This window comes from Saccharopolyspora sp. NPDC000359, assembly GCF_040300525.1.
Taxonomy (GTDB): domain Bacteria; phylum Actinomycetota; class Actinomycetes; order Mycobacteriales; family Pseudonocardiaceae; genus Saccharopolyspora.
Map to the genome: position 1 here is coordinate 185,155 of NZ_JBEPDU010000003.1, position 15,971 is coordinate 201,125.

The following is a 15,971-nucleotide window of genomic DNA, read 5'->3' on the forward strand; positions in this document are numbered from 1 at the left end:
TGCCCACCAACGCTGCGGACCGCACGCCGAAACCGCAGTTTCAATTGAAACTGCGAACCACACGCCTGGAGTTTCGCAGTTTCAATTGAAACTGCGCCCCGGGGGCCGCCCCGGGGGCCGCCCCGGGGGGTCGAGCCGGGGATCGGCTCAGAGCTGGCCCTGGCGGCGGGCGACCCAGGCGGCAGCCTGGGTGCGGCGCTCCATGCCGAGCTTGGCCAGCACCGAGGTCACGTAGTTCTTCACCGTCTTCTCCGCCAGGAACAGCTGCTCGGCGATCTGCCGGTTGGTCAGGCCCTCGCCGATCAGCTCCAGCACCCGGCGCTCCCGCTCAGTCAGCGCCGCGAGCTCGTCCTGCTCCGGGTTGCTGGACTGGCGCAGCCGGGCCAGCACCCGCCCGGTGGTGACCGGGTCCAGCAGCGAACGACCGGCCGCCACCTCGCGCACCGCGTTGACCAGGTCCTGGCCCCGGACCTGCTTGAGCAGGTAGCCGGAGGCCCCGGCGTTGATCGCCCCGACCAGCGCGCTCTCGTCGTCGAACGCGGTCAGCACCAGGCAGTACGGCGGTTCCGGCAGTTCCCGCAGCCGTCGGCACAGCTCCAGGCCGTCGCCGTCGGGCAGCCGCATGTCGATGACGGCGACGTCCGGCCGGCTCGCCTGGGCGCGCACCAGGGCCTCGCCGACACCCCCGGCCTCGGCGACGATCGACACGTCCTCCTCGGTGTCCAGCAGGTCGCGCAGACCGCGCCGGACCACCTCATGATCATCGACTAGCAGCACGCTGACTGGCACAACTCCCACGCTACGGAGGTGTTCGCCAGCACGTGCGCGGAGGGTCGGATCCCGCGCTACTTCTTGATCTTCGCCGCGCCCTTGACGGTGTCGACGGTGTGGTGGGTCTGCGCGGCGACCTTGCGTGCGCGGCGCTTCGCCCGGTAGCCGACCGAGGGCTTGCCGCCGGTGTCCACCGCGGTCAGCAGCAGGCCGCCGAGCAGGCCGACGTTCTTCAGGAAGTGCACCTGCTGGTTCGCCCGTTCCTGCGGGTCGGAGATCTCCCAGAAGGAGTGCGCGGCCAGCGTGGTCGGCACGGTGCTCCCGGCCAGCAGCAGCGCTGCCAGGCGCGGGAACTTGCCGAGCGCCAGCATCGCGCCCGCCCCGATCTTGACCGCGCCGTCGATGCGCACCAGGGTTTCCGGGTCGGTGGGGACCTTGTCCGGCAGCGAGTCCTTGATCGGTCCGGCCTTCTCCAGCAGCGGGGCCGCCGCCTTGGCGTGGTTCGGCGCGTCGCGCAGCGATCCGATCCCGCCGTAGATGAACACCGCGGCGAGCATCGGTCGGGCCAAACGGCGAATCAGCATCGGGGAACCTCCTCGGTGGTCGACCGGTGCGCCCGACGGTACTCACTGCCGCCCGGATCCGCTTGATCGTCAGCGTTGGTCCACGCGGGTGAACACCTCGTCCCAGGCGGCGGCGACCTGCCGCGCGCACAGCTCCGGCGGCACCCCGCCGACGCCGGTGCCCAGGCCGGGCATCGCGATCGACCGCACCACGTCCCGCACGGGCGGGCCGCTCTCCAGCACCGCGTCGGCCCACAGCCGCAGCACCGCGCGCGCCGCCAGGTAGGGGTGCACGGTGTCGGTGGGCAGCAGTTCCCCGGGTTCCCGCATGGTCGGCGCGCTGATCAGCCAGATCGGGTTCGGCACCCCGGTGGGCACCAGCAGCGCCTCCCCGACCGGCAGCTCCCCGCCGTGGTAGGCGAGCACGGCGCTGCGCACCTGCTCCTCCACGTCCGGGAAGGTCTGCGCGTACACGGCGTCGATGCCGCCGCGCATCCAGCCGTACGAGTTCGCCGGGCTCACCACCGCGTCGACCGACAGGTCCAGCACCGATCCGCGGTGCACGGCGAGTCCGGCGCGGTCGTCTGCGATCTCCTGCCAGGCTGCGGCCAGCGGCTCGTCCAACGCGCACAGGACGAGCTGCAGCTCCGGCTCCGCTCCCTCCGACGAGCGCTCCGAATCTGCGGTCACGACACACAGCATCGCAGGAAAGCCCGTCCGGGTGGCATCGGGTAGGTCACACCTTTGCCGGTTGGAAATCTTCGGCGGGTCCCCGGGTGCCCTGGCTCGTGCCGGTCCCGGGCTTCTCTAGGCTGGTCGCGTGGCACAAATCGCTTACCTCGGTCCGGCGGGCACCTTCACTGAGCAGGCCACCAGGTCGCTCACCGGGGACTTCGACGCCGAACTGGTGCCCTGCGAGACCGTCCCGCTGGCGCTGGCCGCGGTGCGCAGCGGTGCGGTGCTGGCGGCCGGGGTGCCGGTGGAGAACTCCGTCGAGGGCTCGGTGCCCGCGACGCTGGACGCGCTGACCGTGGACGAACCACTGGTCGCCGTCCAGGAGGCCCTGCTGCCGGTGCAGTTCGACCTGCTGGTCCGGCCGGGCACCGAGCTGGGCACGATTCGCACCGTGGCCAGCCACCCGCACGCGCTGGCGCAGGTCCGCGGCTGGCTGGCCGAGAACCTGCCGGACGCGGAGGTGCGCGCCACCAGCTCGACCGCGGCCGGTGCCGCAGCGGTGGCGGCCGGGGAGTTCGACGCCGCGATCTCCGCGCCAGTCGCCCTGGAGCACTACCCGTCGCTGCAGCGGCTGGTCGGCGGAATCGCCGACGTGTGCGACGCGGTGACCCGGTTCCTGCTGGTGCGCCGCCCCGGCAAGCTGCCGGAGCCGACCGGCGCGGACCGCACCTCGCTGTGCGCGGTGATCAGCGACGAGGTCGGTGCGCTCGCCGACCTGCTCGCCGAGCTGTCGCTGCGCGGCATCAACCTCAGCCGCATCGAGTCGCGGCCGATCAAGGACCGCTTCGGCGAGTACCGGTTCTTCCTGGACTTCGACGGGCACGTGGCGGACGCGCGGATCGGTGACGCGCTGACCGCCCTGCGCCGCCGGTGCAGCACCGTCCGCTTCCTCGGCTCCTACCCGAAGGCCGACCGGGCCCCGGCCGCCGTGCGCCCGACCGCCTCGGAGCAGGCGTTCCGCGCCTCGGCGCAGTGGGTGGAGGACGTCCGAGCGGGGCGGCTGGCATGAGCACCTCTGGATCACGGTCCCGCACCGCGACGCGAGCCAGCCACCGGAGGAACGCGGGTTCGATCCCGGTCGAAACCACCACTGCGCATCGCGGGGAGGCACCAACGGCATGAGCGACTTCGAACTGGACGCCCCCGCCGGGATGCGGCTGGTGCTGATCCGCCACGGGCAGACCCCGGCCAACGTCGCCCACGTGCTCGACACCCTGCCGCCGGGTCCCGGGCTGACCGACCTCGGCGCGCAGCAGGCGGTGGACCTGGCGGTGCGCCTGGCGGAAGAGAAGATCGTCTCGATCCACGCCAGCCGCGCCCTCCGCGCCCAGCAGACCGCCCAGCCGCTGGCGCAGCGGCACGACCTGCCCGTCGAGGTCGTCGAGGGCACCCACGAGGTCTACGTCGGCGACCTGGAGCGTCGCGGCGACCCGGCGGCCCTGCGCACCTTCGACGAGGTCTACGCGCTCTGGCACCGGGGCGAGCTCGACGTCCCCATGCCGAACGGCGAAACCGGCCGCGAGGCGGTGACCCGCTTCGTGGCCGGGGCGCGCACCGCGATCGACGGCTCCGGGGACGGCTCGGTGGCCCTGGTCAGCCACGGCGCGATGCTCCGCCTGGCGGTGTCGGTCCTGGCGTCGAACGTCGACGGCTCGATGGCGAACTCGGTCTACCTGCCCAACACCGGCGTGATCACCCTCGAATCCGACCCCGGTTCCGCAACGGGCTGGACCTGCACCAGCTGGGACGGCCTGCCCAGCGCCTAGCCCCAGCCGAGGGCGTGCAGCTTGTCGTCGTCGATGCCGAAGTGGTGGGCGATCTCGTGGATCACCGTCACCGCGACCTCGTCGACCACTTCCGCCTCGTCGGCGCACATGTCCAGCAGCGGCTCGCGGTAGATCGTGATCCGGTCCGGCATGACCCCGGCGTAGGTGCTGTCGCGCTCGGTCAGCGCGATGCCCTCGTACAGCCCGAGCAGCGACGGGTCCTCGGGGTTGGCGTCCTCGACCAGCACCACCACGTTGTTCATCGCGGCCGCGAACTCCGCGGGCAGCAGGTCCAGGGCGTCCGCGACGAGTTCCTCGAACCGGGCGCGGGTCATCTCCACCGGCATGGTGCCGTTCTACCAGCTCAGCGGGGTGCGGTGGCGGGTGCGCCGGGCTCGCCCGGGGCGGTGAGGCGCGGCGCGGGTTCCTTGCCGACCCACACGTCACCCTTGACGCTGCCGGTCACCGGGGCCAACCCGCTGCCGTCCGGCAGCTGCGCGCTGACCTTGCAGTTGACCTGCCGCGACCCGGCATCCCAGCTCTCCTGCGGCAGGGTGTCCCAGTAGACGACCAGGCCCTTGTCCCTGGCCGCGGTGGGGCTCCCGGCGTAGCCGGCGGTCAGCTCCTCGCACCGGCCGAACAGGAAGCCGTCCTGGTCCTGCTCGGCCGGGTAGCCGCCGGGGAACTGGTCGCCGAGGTCCACCACGCCGGTGATCTCCACCGAGTGCGGCCGCGCGCAGTCCACCGGGTCCCACACCGCGGTGCCGTTGATGCCCAGGCAGCGGCCCTCCGGGTAGACGTTGGACTGGTCCGTCGTCGAGGCGCTGCCGGTGATCGGGTAGAGCTTGCCGGACGGTCCGGGCTGCTGGAGGCCGCAGTGCAGGGTCCGGTCGCCGTCGGCCCAGCCGTCCTCGCTCGGCGTGAACGCGCCGACGCTGAACCGGCCGTTGGGGTCGAACCGGCCGGACAGGAACCCGGTGGAGACCTCCACACAGCGCTCCTGCTTGATCTGCTGCCACTGCTCGGTGCCCGGGAACGGGGCGTCGTCGCCGAACTGCGGGCGCAGGTCGGCGGTGCCGGTGACCTCGAACAGGTGCGGCTCGGCGCAGGTGACCTTGCGGATGTCGGCCGCGCCGGGCTCGGCCCAGTTCAGGCAGCTGCCGGGCGGCGCGGTGAACACCTCCCGGGGCAGCGGGGCGGAGCCGAGCTGGTTGGGTCGACCGCTCTGCGAGGTCCCGCCGCTCGGCCAGTTCAGCAGCGCGCTGACCACCAGGACCAGCAGGGCGCCGAGCACGGCGCAGATCATCACCAGCCGGGTGTTGGGCTTCTTCCGGCTGGAGCTCTGGGGTGCATCGGGCGCGGCCATCGAGGACATGATGCCTGGTCCGACAGGCCGGTGCGCGGCTACCTGCGGCCGGTTCGGAACCGATTCGTTGCCGGGGCCGTCTGCAGGATGGGTAATGTTGCTTCCGGGAGTGGGGTTATGACGGAAGATGGCAAGCCAGTGGCAGACGACGAGCAGTCGGGCGGGGGGACGTCGCCGACCCCCCCGGAGCAGCCCGAGCGGTCGACGGCGGAATCGGCGCGTGGTCAGATCCGGTACCAGGATCCGGACAGCACGACCCCGCGCGAACCGACGCTGGCCGAGCAGCGCGCTCGCATCGCGGCCGAGAAGCGGCGCGAGGAGAAGCAGCGCGCCGAGCTGGAGGCGGCCGAGCAGAAGAGCCAGAAGCGCCGCCGCGTGATGATCGGCGGTGGCGTGACGGTCGGCGTGGTGGCGCTGGTCGCCGCGATGTACTCGGCGTCCGAGGTCAGCAACGAGGCCAACGCCAGCGAGCAGTACTGCGCCACCGATCAGTCCGGTCAGCCGGGCGTCCGCGACCAGGACGACTTCTGCGACGAGCAGTACGTGCACAGCCACGGCGGGCACGTCACCGGCGGCATGTTCTTCATGCCGATCTTCCTGCCGAGCGGCATGCCCTCCGGGCAGTACAACTCCTACCGCTACGCCTACACGCCTGCCGGTGTGTCGGCCCCGCCGGTGGGATCGCCCGCGACCGGGTCGTCCTTCACCAAGCCGTCAGGCTCCACGATCAAGGACACCAGCGGCAAGACCATCCAGCGCGGTGGGTTCGGCATCAACAACAAGAGCGGTAGCAGCGGGAGCTGACGGGTGCGACGCAGGACAACCGAGCGGCGGCCGGACTGGCAGGCCAAGGTCGAGGAGCTGGGGCTGGTCTTCGGCACCCCCGCCCGCGCGGCGGACGGCTCGGCGCGGCCCTACTGGGACGAGGGCGCGCACTACGAGTTCAGCCTCGACGAGGTCCTCTCCCTGGAGGCCGACGTCGAACTGCTGCACTCGATGTGCCTGGGCGCGGTGGAGCACGTGATCACCACCGAGCGGTACCGGGACTTCGGCATCCCCGAGTGGGTGTGGCCGCACATCGCGGAGTCCTGGAAGCGCGGCGACCCGCACCTGTACGGCCGCTTCGACCTGCGCTACGACGGCACCGGCCCGGCCAAGCTGCTGGAGTACAACGCCGACACCCCGACCTCGCTGCTGGAGGCCGCGGTCGTGCAGTGGCACTGGCTGACCGAGTGCCACGAGGGCGACGACCAGTGGAACTCCATCCACGAGAAGCTGGTGGAGCGCTGGGCCGAGATCAAGGACCAGCTGGCCACCACCGAGGTGCACTTCACCTGGTCCTCGGCCGACACCACCGGTGAGGACAACATCACCGCCGCCTACCTGCAGGAGACCGCGGCGGAGGCGGGCCTGAACACCGTCGGCCTGGCCATCGAGGAGATCGGCTGGGACAGCCTGCTGGAGCGCTTCGTCGACCTCGAGGAAGCGCCGATGAACTCCGTCGTCAAGATCTACCCCTGGGAGTGGATGGTCGACGACGAGTTCGGCAAGCACGCGGTGGGCACGCTGCCCGCCACCCAGTGGGTCGAGCCGCTGTGGAAGATGCTGCTGTCCAACAAGGCGCTGCTGGCCGTCCTGTGGGAGATGCACCCCGGGCACCCGAACCTGCTGCCGACGTTCCTGGACCAGCCGGGCCTGCTCACCGAGTACGTCCGCAAGCCCCGGCTGGGCCGCGAGGGCAACAACATCTCCGTGGTGGCGCCGGGTTGGGAGACTGAGACGGCCGGGATCTACGGCGAGGAGGGCTACGTCTACCAGGCGTTCGACCCGCTGCCGGAGTTCGACGGCATGCGCCCGGCCCTCGGCGCCTGGGTGGTCGGCGACTCCTCGGCGGGCCTCGGCATCCGCGAGACCGCGGGCCTGATCACCGACGACGGCGCGGCCTTCGTCCCGCACCGCATCCCCGGCGGCAGCTGAGCGCCCGCGCACCTGGGTAGCCGGGCTTGGGCCACCCAGGTGTCCGGGACAGCCGTGGCAAGGGCTACGCTGACCAGCTGTGATCGACCTGAAGACGCTACGCGATGACCCGGAGGCCGTGCGCGCTTCGCAGCGTGCGCGCGGTGAAGACGCGTCCCTGGTGGACGCGCTGCTGTCCGCCGACGAGCGTCGCAGGTCCGCGGTGTCCCGCGCGGACACCCTGCGCGCCGAGCAGAAGCAGCTCGGCAAGAAGGTGGGCAAGGCCAAGGGGGAGGAGCGCGAGGCGCTGCTGGCCCAGGCCAAGGAGCTCTCCGCGCAGGTGAAGGAGGCCGAGGCCGCGCAGGCGGAGGCCGACGAGGAGCTGCTGCGGGCGCAGAAGGCCGTGCAGAACATCGTCGAGCCGGACGTGCCGCCGGGCGGCGAGGACGACTACGCCGTGCTCAAGCACGTCGGGGTGCCGCGCGAGTTCGACTTCGAGGTCAAGGACCACGTCGACCTGGGCAACGCGCTCGGGGCCTTCGACATGGAGCGCGGCGCGAAGGTGTCCGGCGCCCGGTTCTACTTCCTCACCGGCATCGGCGCCCAGCTGGAGCTGGCGCTGCTGAACATGGCCGCCGCGCAGGCCACCGCCGCCGGGTTCAGCCTGGTCGTGCCGCCGGTGCTGGTGCGGCCGGAGATCATGGACGGCACCGGCTTCCTCGGCGCGCACTCCTCCGAGGTCTACCGGCTGGAGGCCGACGACCTGTACCTGGTCGGCACCTCCGAGGTGCCGCTGGCCGGGTACCACTCGGACGAGATCCTGGACTTCTCCGACGGCCCGCTGCGCTACGCGGGCTGGTCGACCTGCTTCCGCCGCGAGGCGGGCTCCTACGGCAAGGACACCCGCGGCATCATCCGCGTGCACCAGTTCAACAAGCTGGAGATGTTCGTCTACTGCCGCGAGGAGGACGCGCGGGAGGAGCACCAGCGCCTGCTGGCCTGGGAGGAGGACATGCTGGCCAAGATCGAGGTGCCGTACCGGGTGATCGACACCGCGGCCGGTGACCTCGGCGCCAGCGCGGCCCGCAAGTTCGACTGCGAGGCCTGGGTGCCCAGTCAGCAGACCTACCGCGAGCTGACCTCCACCTCGAACTGCACCACGTTCCAGGCGCGGCGGCTGAACACCCGCTACCGCGACGAGGAGGGCCGCACCCGCATCGCGGCGACCCTCAACGGCACGCTGGCCACCACCCGCTGGATCGTGGCGATCCTGGAGAACCACCAGCAGGCCGACGGTTCGGTCCGCGTCCCGGTGGCGCTGCGCCCGTTCCTGGGCGGTCGCGAGGTCCTCGAGCCCAAGTGAGGTCGTGAGCGGCGGTGGTGGCGAGAACCACCATCGCCGCTCACGAGTCAGGCCGCTCGGGTGATCTCCTCCGCCAGGCCCTTGTCCAGGGTCACGCGCACCAGCGCCGCTGCCAGCCGGGCGAGGTCGTAGCCCTCGACGAGCTCGCCGAGCTTGCCGGGATCGGCGGGCAGCCCCAGCTTCTTCGCCGCGGCCAGCGACTTCTCGTCGAAGTAGGGCCGCAGCTCCGGCCACACCGCCTGCGCCTCACGGCAGAAGATGTCCGCGCCGACCGGCCCCAGCCGCGGGACCTCCTGCAGCAGCTCCCGGACCTCGTCCGGATCCCCGTCGGCCTTCGCCCGCAGCTTCCGCAGGTCGCCGTTGTAGCGGTCCAGCAGCAGCTGCGCGCCCTTTCCCAGCGCGGTCGAAGTGCTCTCGTCGTAGCGCACGTAGTGCGCCCGGCCGAGCGCGTCGACCCGCTGCTGCCAGGTGGCGTCCCGCATCCGCTGCGCCGTGCCGAACTCCCGCAGCTCCCGCGTCGCGTCGACGGCGATGCCCGCCTTGATCCGGGTCGACAGCAGCACGGACATCACCAGCAGCCGGTACAGCGGCGCGGGCTTGTTCTCGAGCTTGATGCCCGCTTCGGCCGCGTAGGTGGTGCCTGCCTCGTCCAGCAGCGCTTCGACGACCTTGCGCTTCGACATCTCGACCACCACCTCTCGCGGTGAGGGCTACCCGCCCACCCCCGACCGCACACCTGCGCGCGAGATCTCCACGCGAGGCGAGTCCACGAACCTGCTCTTATGGTGGGGGCGTGTCCGATTCCCCTGGTAGCGCGCGTGCGCTCGCCCTCGCCGGGCTCGGCGACCGGATCCGCCGGTTGCGGGTCGCGCGCGGCTGGGAGCAGGGCGAGCTCGCGGAGCGCGCGTCGCTGGACGTGGTGCACCTGGTCAACATCGAGCAGGGCGACGCGACACCGCCGCTGGATGTGCTCGCGCAGCTGGCCACCGCGCTGGACGTCGGCCTGTCCCAACTGTTCACCGACGGCAAGCCAGGCCCGGCGGCGATGGTGCTGCGCGGCAACGAGGTCCCGACGGTCGACACCGACGGCATGGCGCTGCAGGTGCTGACGCCGCGCGCGGTGATCCCCGGCCTCTACGCCGCCCGCTACCGGATCTCCCCGACCAGCGAAGGTGTGCGGCCGGTCAAGCACGAGGGCCACGACTGGCTCTACGTGCTCAGCGGCCAGCTGCACGTTGACTTCGAGCAGGGCGCGACGACGCTGCACGCCGGGGACAGCGTCAGCTTCAGCGCCCGCGTCCCGCACCGGCTTTCGGCCTTGGGCGGCGAGCCCGCCGAGTTTCTGGCGGTGGGGGCGACGCTGCTCGCCACGCCGCGCGGCGAGGTGTGATCAGAGCTCCGGGAGCACCTCGGAGGCGACCTCCTCGACCGTCGACTCCTTGCCCGCGTACGGGCCGTCAGCGCGGGGCCAGTGCGTGATCACGTCGGTGAACCCGAGCTCGGCGGCGCGGCCCACCACGTCGCGGAAGTGCTCCACACTGGACATCGAGAACACCGGACCGGCGTCGGCCTGCAGGTAGCGGGCCACCTTGGCCGGGTCCCGCTCCTGCTCGGCGAGGGTCTCGGCGAACCGCAGCGACAGCTCGGCGACCGACCGCCACCACGACTCCTCGTCCTCCGCCCCGCGGCCGGTGGTCACCCAGCCGCTGCCGTAGCGGGCAGCCAGCCGCATCGAGCGGGGACCGTTGGCGGCCACCACGAACGGCAGGCGGGGCAGCTGCACGCAGCCGGGGTGCCGACGCGCCTGCACCGCCGAGTAGTAGGTGCCGGAGTAGTCGGTGCTGTCGCGGGTGAGGATCAGGTCGAGCAGCTCCAGGAACTCGGCGAACCGGTCGACGCGCTGGCCGGAGGTCAGCTCCGGCTGGCCCAACACCTGGGCGTCGAAGCCGAGGCCGCCCGCGCCGACGCCGAGGGTGATCCGGCCGTCGGAGATGTCGTCGAGCGCGGTGAGCTCGCGCGCGAAGTGCACCGGGTGGCGGAAGTTCGGCGAGGCGACCAGGGTGCCCAGCCGGATCGTCGAGGTGGCCATGGCGGCCGCGGTCAAGGTCGGCACCGCGTCGAACCACGACTTGTCCACAAGGGACCGCCACCCCAGGTGGTCGTAGGTCCAGGCGTGGGCGAAGCCGTACTCCTCAGCCATCCGCCACATCGGCTCGGCGGCCCACCAACGGTGCTCCGGCAGAATCACGATCCCAACTCGCACATGTCGACCGTACTGGTCGAGTGCCACCGGCATCGACCCGATCAGGTGATGCGGAGTGGCGCGGGTCGCGTTGACGGGTGCTGGGTGGCGGGTCCGCGCAGCCCGGGAGGCAGGATGGCGGGGTGCGCAAACCCGGCCTGGTGGCATCCGACGTGGACGGAACCCTGCTCGACCCGATGGAGCGGGTGAGCTCGCGAACTGCGCGCGCGGTGCAGCGGGTGGTCGCCTCCGGTACCCCGTTCGTGCTGGTCACCGGCCGTCCGCCGCGCTGGGTCCCGACGGTGGTGGCGGGCCTCGGGGTGGCCGGGGTGGCGGTGTGCGCCAACGGCGCGGTGCTCTACGACGCCGCGGCCGACAGGGTCCTGCAGAGCCACGTGATCGACTCCCTCGACCTGCACGACGTGGTCCGCGAGCTGCGCCGCGAGCTGCCGGGCTGCGCCTTCGCGGTGGAGCGGACGACGGACGGCGCGCACGACCGGCCGCACGAGCAGTTCCTGGCCGAGACCGGTTTCCGCCGGGTGTGGCCGAACGCGGACATCCGGGTCGCCGAGGTCGACGAGCTGACCGGCAGGCCCGCGGTGAAGCTGCTGGTGCTGCACGAGCACATGACGAGCGCGGAGATGGCCGAGGCGGCGGGTGCGGTGATCGGCTCCCAGCTGCAGCTGACCTACTCGACGTCGGCGGGGTTGATCGAGCTCTCCGCGGCGGGCGTGGACAAGGCGACCGGCCTGGCCGCGGTGGCCGCCGACCTCGGCGTCACGCAGGCGGACGTGATCGCCTTCGGCGACATGCCCAACGACGTGCCGATGCTGTCCTGGGCGGGCCACGGCGTGGCGATGCGCAACGCCCACCCGGCGGCCCTGGCCGCTGCTGACGAGGTGACCACCAGCAACTCCGACGACGGCGTGGCCACTCTCCTCACCCGCTGGTGGTAACCACAGTTTCAACTGAAACTGTAACCTCGTCGCCCGCAGGGGACCACAGTTTCAACTGAAACTGTAACTGAACGTGAGGTGGTGACCCCGCAGTTTCAGTTGAAACTGCGGCTCGGCGTGGGTGGGGTCCGCAGTTTCAATTGAAACTGCGAGTTGGCGTGGGTGGGAATCGCAGTTTCAATTGAAACTGCGGGACCGCTGGGTCAGGGGAGGGCGTGGCGTTGCAGGACGGCCGCGCGGGCGCGGATCAGGCCGAGCTTCTCGTAGCCCCGTTGGCCAGGGCAGATCGTCTTGCTGACGTCGCGGTGCCCGAAGATCGTCGGCAGCGCGACCACGGCACCGGCCGGGTGGTGCGAGTTGTTCGCCGGTCCGGCGACCAGCTCGGTCCGGCCGTCGGCGCGCACCCCCGCGGTGCCCAGCTTCCACGCGCTGATCTCCGCGACCGACTCGACCGCCTTGCTGCTCGGCGTCACCCGGTCGTAGTTGCCGAGCATCGACACGCCGAAGGTCTCCTGGTTGAAGCCGCGCGCGTGCCCCCCGACGACGTCGCCGCGCAGTCCACCCGCCCGGCCCTCGAAGACGGTGCCGCACTTGTCGACCAGCGCGTGGTAGCCGATGTCGCCCCACTGCAGCTCGACGGCGTGGTAGCGGTAGATGGCCCGCACGATGTCGGCGGACTGCGCGCAGTCGTAGTCGTTGGTGCCCGCGGTGTGGTGCACGACCACCGCCCTGGTCCGGGTCGGTTCGGGTGCCCAGGTCATCAGGCCTTCATCGGCGCCCCACTGCGCGCGGCTGACGACCGGCGGTGACCCGTCGATCCGGGTGTCCGCATCCGGGGCGGGGCGGGCGCCGGGGTTGATCACGATCAGTTCCAGGTCGGCGGTCGCGTCCGCGCCGCCGCGGGTGGCGCGCACCTGCGCGGTGTCGGCCGGTCCGGTCCACAGCGGTTCGCTGCCGCCCGCCGTCGCTTCCAGCTCGGTCCACTCGCTCCACCCCCCGCTGCCGCGGGTGCGCACCTCGACCTCGTCCGGTGCCGGTCCGCGCCAGCTGAACCCGACCAGGTCGAACGACGTCGGGGTGTGCACCTCGCGGGTCTGCGAGCGGTCCAGCGGCACGTCGCGCAGCGGGATCCGGGTGCTGGACTCCGGGGTGGCGGCGCTGGCCGCGGGCAGCGCCGCGGCGGCCAGCAGCAGTGCGATCGGGAAACCCAGCCGTGGGCGCATGCGTACCTCGCTTCCGAGCAGGGGGACCGGCCGAAAACCGCCAACCGGTTCGGGGGCCGAAGCGAGTATGCGGGCGACTCCGATCGGCCGCCGGTCAACTGCTCTTTCCGGGTGACCCGCCGCCGTCCATTGTGGCCCCGGGCTTCCCTCGCTCCGCCACGCCTTTCCGCCCCGCGCACCGTTCGGGGGCAATTCTTCCTGACCGGGTCACCGCGATTTCAGTGGAGATCGCGGGTCTTCGGTGCGCCGGGACCCGACACACCGGTGGACGACTCGCGCGACTCAGTCCAGGAGCGCGCAGTGCTCAGCGGATCTCCTGCGGCGCAGCGGCGACGGGCTCCGGGGTGCGGTCGGCGCGGGGTCGGAACCGCGCGTACGCCACGGCGGCGGCCACCAGGAACCCGATGCCGATCAGCGTGTATGAGTTGCCGACGACCTGCTGCGAGAACGTCCAGTCCAGCTCGCGGTCGTTGGTGTTCGGCAGGTACCACTGCGGCGCGAACACCACGTTCAACGCGCAGATCACCACCGCGTAGAGCACTCCGTACCAGCGGTGCCGCACCGCCATGGCGAACAGCAGCGCCAGCGTCGGGCCCGCCCACACCCAGTGGTGCGACCACGAGATCGGCGAGGCCAGCAGCACCCACATCGCGTTCAGGCACAGTGCCAGCGGCACGTTGGCCACCTTCAGCGCGTACCGCATGCCGAGCACCGCCAGCACCAGCAGCAGCACCGAGCCCAGCACCCACAGCGAGTTCAGCGCGAAGCCGGTCAGCTCCTGCTTGGCCAGCGTGCTGCGCAGGGTCATGTTGCCCACGTAGACGGTGCCGAGGTTGTCGCCGTTGTTCCACATGGCGCGCAGCCACCAGTCCGCCGCGTCCTTCGGCATGGCGATGAACCCGACCAGCATGGTCGCCGCGAAGGTGACGCCGGTCACGGCCATCGCGCGGAAGTCCCGGCGCAGCAGGAACAGCAGCAGGAACCCGAGCGGCGTGAGCTTGATCCCGGCCGCGATGCCCACCAGCAGGCCGCGCGGCCAGCGGGTGTGCGGCAGCAGGCAGTCGGCCGCCACCAGCGCCATCAGGATGAGGTTGATCTGCCCGTAGCCGATCGTCTCGCGGGTCGGCTCGATCAGCGTGAACCACGGCAGCAGCAGCGCGGTGGCCACCGCCACCTGCCCGGCCCGCGGTGCCAGGTGGTGCGAGGAGCGGGCCAGCGCGTACGCCGTGACCAGGATCGACAGGTGCGACAGCACGGAGACGGCGATGCCACCACCCTCGCCCGACAGCCAGTTCAGCGGCACGAACAGCAGGACCGCGAACGGCGGGTAGGTGAACGGCAGGGTGCCGGAGTCCGGTGACTCCGGGGTGAGGTCGTCGCCGTAGACGTCGTAGCCGAGCAGCCAGGCGCGGGCACCGAGGCGGTAGACGTCGGTGTCGAGGAAGCCGTGCGAGTTGTTCCACTGCACGTAGTAGATCGCGAGGATCTCGATCACGATCGCCACGACAAGCAGGTGCCGCCCGTCACGAGCACGTGCCAACCCGATGCTCACCACCCCAGGATCCTTGCGCCCGCGCTCGCGTGCAGGAGCAGGGCGCGTCGACGTGAGGTGCGATCGTACTTGGCGCACGACACGCCGGGCGGGTCGCCTGACGAGTAATAACAGTGGCGAATAGTTGCTTGCTGTACCGCCGCATTCACCCGGAGTTCACCCGCCGTCCCCCGGTGAAGGCGGACAAACTGCCATTTGCGGCGATATCGACACGCCCTGTAGCGATGCGTAGTGGCGAACGTCAACGCGGTTTCGGGGTGGCGTTCTGCCCCCGCTACCCTCGACGGCTGTGAGCTTCGCAGGCTATGACCTGATCGTTGTTGGTTCCGGATTCTTCGGCCTCACGATCGCAGAGCGCGCCGCCACCCAGCTGGACAAGCGGGTGCTGGTGCTGGACCGACGTGACCACATCGGGGGCAACGCCTACTCGGAGGCGGAGCCCGAAACAGGCATCGAGGTGCACCGCTACGGCGCGCACCTCTTCCACACCTCGAACAAGCGCGTGTGGGACTACGTGAACCAGTTCACCGAGTTCACGGAGTACCAGCACCGGGTGTTCACGCAGTACCAGGGGCAGGTCTACTCGATGCCGCCGAACCTGGCGACCATGAGCCAGTTCGCGGGTCGGTACCTGAGCCCGGACCAGGCCCGCGAGTGGGTGGCCGAGCACGCCGCCGAGATCCAGGGCGAGGTGGACAACGCCGAGGAGAAGGGCATCTCCCTGGTGGGCCGCCCGCTGTTCGAGGCGCTGTTCCGCGGCTACACCGCCAAGCAGTGGCAGACCGACCCCAAGGAACTGCCGGCGTCGATCATCACCCGCCTGCCGGTCCGCTACACGTTCAACAACCGGTACTTCAACGACAGCTTCGAGGGCCTGCCGGTCGACGGCTACACCGCGTGGCTGGAGAAGATGGCCGCCCACGACAACATCGACGTGCGGCTGAGCACCGACTTCTTCGACGTGCGCGGTGAGCTGCCCGCCGACGTCCCGGTCGTCTACACCGGTCCGCTGGACCGCTACTTCGACTACGTCGAGGGCGAGCTGGGTTGGCGCACCCTGGACTTCGAGACCGAGGTCGTCGAGACCGGCGACTACCAGGGCACCTCGGTGATGAACTACGCCGACGAAGAGGTCCCGTACACCCGGATCCACGAGTTCCGGCACTTCCACCCGGAGCGGGACTACTACCCGAAGGACAAGACGGTCATCGTCCGCGAGTACTCCCGGTCCGCGGAGAGCGGGGACGAGCCGTACTACCCGATCAACACCCCGGAGGACCGGCGCAAGCTGGAGGCCTACCGCGAGCTGGCCAAGAAGGAGGCCAAGGAGCACAAGGTCATCTTCGGTGGGCGGTTGGGCACCTACAAGTACCTGGACATGCACATGGCCATCGGCTCGGCGCTGAGCATGTTCGACAACAAGATCGCCCCCTACTTTACCGAGGGTCGTTCGCTGGACGGCTCGTTGGAGGACTGAC

The 15,971-nt window shown here is 71.0% G+C and carries 17 protein-coding genes; 8 read left to right on the plus strand and 9 right to left on the minus strand.

Features of this window, described 5'->3' with window-relative positions; genetic code table 11:
* Nucleotides 1-147: 147 nt before the first annotated feature.
* The 3 genes from ABT324_RS03945 to ABT324_RS03955 all read right to left on the minus strand — a co-directional run bounded on the left by ABT324_RS03945 (nt 148) and on the right by ABT324_RS03955 (nt 2,024).
* Nucleotides 148-789: a response regulator gene (locus ABT324_RS03945; RefSeq protein ID WP_351171171.1), complete on the minus strand. Its 642-nt coding sequence runs from the start codon at nt 787-789 to the stop codon at nt 148-150.
* Nucleotides 790-845: 56 nt separating this feature from the next.
* On the minus strand, nt 846-1,355 hold the full coding sequence (locus ABT324_RS03950; protein WP_351171174.1) for a DoxX family protein: 510 nt from the start codon (nt 1,353-1,355) through the stop codon (nt 846-848).
* A gap of 69 nt (nt 1,356-1,424) precedes the next feature.
* Nucleotides 1,425-2,024, minus strand: a complete 600-nt coding sequence (locus tag ABT324_RS03955) for a macro domain-containing protein (protein ID WP_502949683.1) — start codon at nt 2,022-2,024, stop codon at nt 1,425-1,427.
* Nucleotides 2,025-2,154: 130 nt separating this feature from the next.
* Between ABT324_RS03955 and pheA the strand changes: the two genes are divergently transcribed.
* Both pheA and ABT324_RS03965 read left to right on the plus strand, forming a co-directional pair.
* Nucleotides 2,155-3,078, plus strand: a complete 924-nt coding sequence (gene pheA, locus ABT324_RS03960; protein WP_351171180.1) for a prephenate dehydratase — start codon at nt 2,155-2,157, stop codon at nt 3,076-3,078.
* Nucleotides 3,079-3,187: 109 nt separating this feature from the next.
* Nucleotides 3,188-3,835 carry a histidine phosphatase family protein gene (locus tag ABT324_RS03965; protein ID WP_351171183.1) on the plus strand — a complete coding sequence of 216 codons (648 nt, stop codon included), beginning with the start codon at nt 3,188-3,190 and terminating at the stop codon, nt 3,833-3,835.
* Here ABT324_RS03965 and ABT324_RS03970 read toward each other — a convergent pair.
* Together ABT324_RS03970 and ABT324_RS03975 are read right to left on the minus strand one after the other, a co-directional pair.
* Nucleotides 3,832-4,182, minus strand: coding sequence for a metallopeptidase family protein (locus ABT324_RS03970; RefSeq protein WP_351171186.1), 351 nt, complete (start codon nt 4,180-4,182; stop codon nt 3,832-3,834). The two genes, ABT324_RS03965 and ABT324_RS03970, sit on opposite strands and share 4 nt — an antisense overlap.
* Nucleotides 4,183-4,199: 17 nt before the next feature.
* Nucleotides 4,200-5,201: a septum formation family protein gene (locus ABT324_RS03975; protein ID WP_351171189.1), complete on the minus strand. Its 1,002-nt coding sequence runs from the start codon at nt 5,199-5,201 to the stop codon at nt 4,200-4,202.
* A 117-nt stretch (nt 5,202-5,318) separates the two neighbouring features.
* Here ABT324_RS03975 and ABT324_RS03980 point away from each other — a divergent pair, with 117 nt between their 5' ends.
* The 3 genes from ABT324_RS03980 (at nt 5,319) to serS (ending at nt 8,520) form a co-directional block, all read left to right on the plus strand.
* The gene (locus ABT324_RS03980; protein ID WP_351171192.1) at nt 5,319-6,005 is read left to right on the plus strand and encodes a hypothetical protein; all 687 of its coding nucleotides are present in this window, start codon (nt 5,319-5,321) and stop codon (nt 6,003-6,005) included.
* Nucleotides 6,006-6,008: 3 nt separating this feature from the next.
* Nucleotides 6,009-7,178: a glutathionylspermidine synthase family protein gene (locus ABT324_RS03985; protein WP_351171195.1), complete on the plus strand. Its 1,170-nt coding sequence runs from the start codon at nt 6,009-6,011 to the stop codon at nt 7,176-7,178.
* A gap of 79 nt (nt 7,179-7,257) precedes the next feature.
* Entirely contained in the window at nt 7,258-8,520 is a 1,263-nt protein-coding gene (gene serS, locus ABT324_RS03990) for a serine--tRNA ligase (protein ID WP_351171198.1), read from the plus strand.
* Nucleotides 8,521-8,567: 47 nt separating this feature from the next.
* Here the strand turns inward: serS and ABT324_RS03995 are convergent, their stop codons facing one another.
* Nucleotides 8,568-9,203 (minus strand): endonuclease, encoded by a 636-nt coding sequence (locus ABT324_RS03995; RefSeq protein ID WP_351171201.1) that lies wholly within the window; start codon nt 9,201-9,203, stop codon nt 8,568-8,570.
* 110 nt (nt 9,204-9,313) lie between these two features.
* On the opposite strand from ABT324_RS03995, the gene ABT324_RS04000 reads away from it, so the two are divergent.
* Nucleotides 9,314-9,910, plus strand: coding sequence for a helix-turn-helix domain-containing protein (locus ABT324_RS04000; protein ID WP_351171205.1), 597 nt, complete (start codon nt 9,314-9,316; stop codon nt 9,908-9,910).
* Here the strand turns inward: ABT324_RS04000 and ABT324_RS04005 are convergent, their stop codons facing one another.
* Nucleotides 9,911-10,783: an LLM class flavin-dependent oxidoreductase gene (locus ABT324_RS04005; RefSeq protein ID WP_351171208.1), complete on the minus strand. Its 873-nt coding sequence runs from the start codon at nt 10,781-10,783 to the stop codon at nt 9,911-9,913.
* A 122-nt stretch (nt 10,784-10,905) separates the two neighbouring features.
* Here ABT324_RS04005 and ABT324_RS04010 point away from each other — a divergent pair, with 122 nt between their 5' ends.
* Nucleotides 10,906-11,718: an HAD family hydrolase gene (locus tag ABT324_RS04010; protein WP_351171211.1), complete on the plus strand. Its 813-nt coding sequence runs from the start codon at nt 10,906-10,908 to the stop codon at nt 11,716-11,718.
* A 203-nt stretch (nt 11,719-11,921) separates the two neighbouring features.
* Here the strand turns inward: ABT324_RS04010 and ABT324_RS04015 are convergent, their stop codons facing one another.
* Together ABT324_RS04015 and ABT324_RS04020 are read right to left on the minus strand one after the other, a co-directional pair.
* Nucleotides 11,922-12,941, minus strand: coding sequence for a peptidoglycan recognition protein family protein (locus ABT324_RS04015; protein WP_351171214.1), 1,020 nt, complete (start codon nt 12,939-12,941; stop codon nt 11,922-11,924).
* 304 nt (nt 12,942-13,245) lie between these two features.
* Nucleotides 13,246-14,493, minus strand: a complete 1,248-nt coding sequence (locus tag ABT324_RS04020; protein WP_351171217.1) for a glycosyltransferase 87 family protein — start codon at nt 14,491-14,493, stop codon at nt 13,246-13,248.
* A 289-nt stretch (nt 14,494-14,782) separates the two neighbouring features.
* On the opposite strand from ABT324_RS04020, the gene glf reads away from it, so the two are divergent.
* Nucleotides 14,783-15,970, plus strand: a complete 1,188-nt coding sequence (gene glf, locus ABT324_RS04025) for a UDP-galactopyranose mutase (protein WP_351171220.1) — start codon at nt 14,783-14,785, stop codon at nt 15,968-15,970.
* Nucleotide 15,971: the final 1 nt, after the last annotated feature.

Excerpts from the sequence above, each read along its gene's own strand:
- ABT324_RS03950 (WP_351171174.1), bottom strand. The coding sequence starts at position 1,355 with ATGCTGATTCGCCGTTTGGCCCGACCGATGCTCGCCGCGGTGTTCATC.
- ABT324_RS03965 (WP_351171183.1), top strand. The coding sequence starts at position 3,188 with ATGAGCGACTTCGAACTGGACGCCCCCGCCGGGATGCGGCTGGTGCTG.
- ABT324_RS03970 (WP_351171186.1), bottom strand. The coding sequence starts at position 4,182 with ATGCCGGTGGAGATGACCCGCGCCCGGTTCGAGGAACTCGTCGCGGAC.
- ABT324_RS03975 (WP_351171189.1), bottom strand. The coding sequence starts at position 5,201 with ATGGCCGCGCCCGATGCACCCCAGAGCTCCAGCCGGAAGAAGCCCAAC.
- ABT324_RS03980 (WP_351171192.1), top strand. The coding sequence starts at position 5,319 with ATGACGGAAGATGGCAAGCCAGTGGCAGACGACGAGCAGTCGGGCGGG.
- ABT324_RS03995 (WP_351171201.1), bottom strand. The coding sequence starts at position 9,203 with ATGTCGAAGCGCAAGGTCGTCGAAGCGCTGCTGGACGAGGCAGGCACC.
- ABT324_RS04015 (WP_351171214.1), bottom strand. The coding sequence starts at position 12,941 with ATGCGCCCACGGCTGGGTTTCCCGATCGCACTGCTGCTGGCCGCCGCG.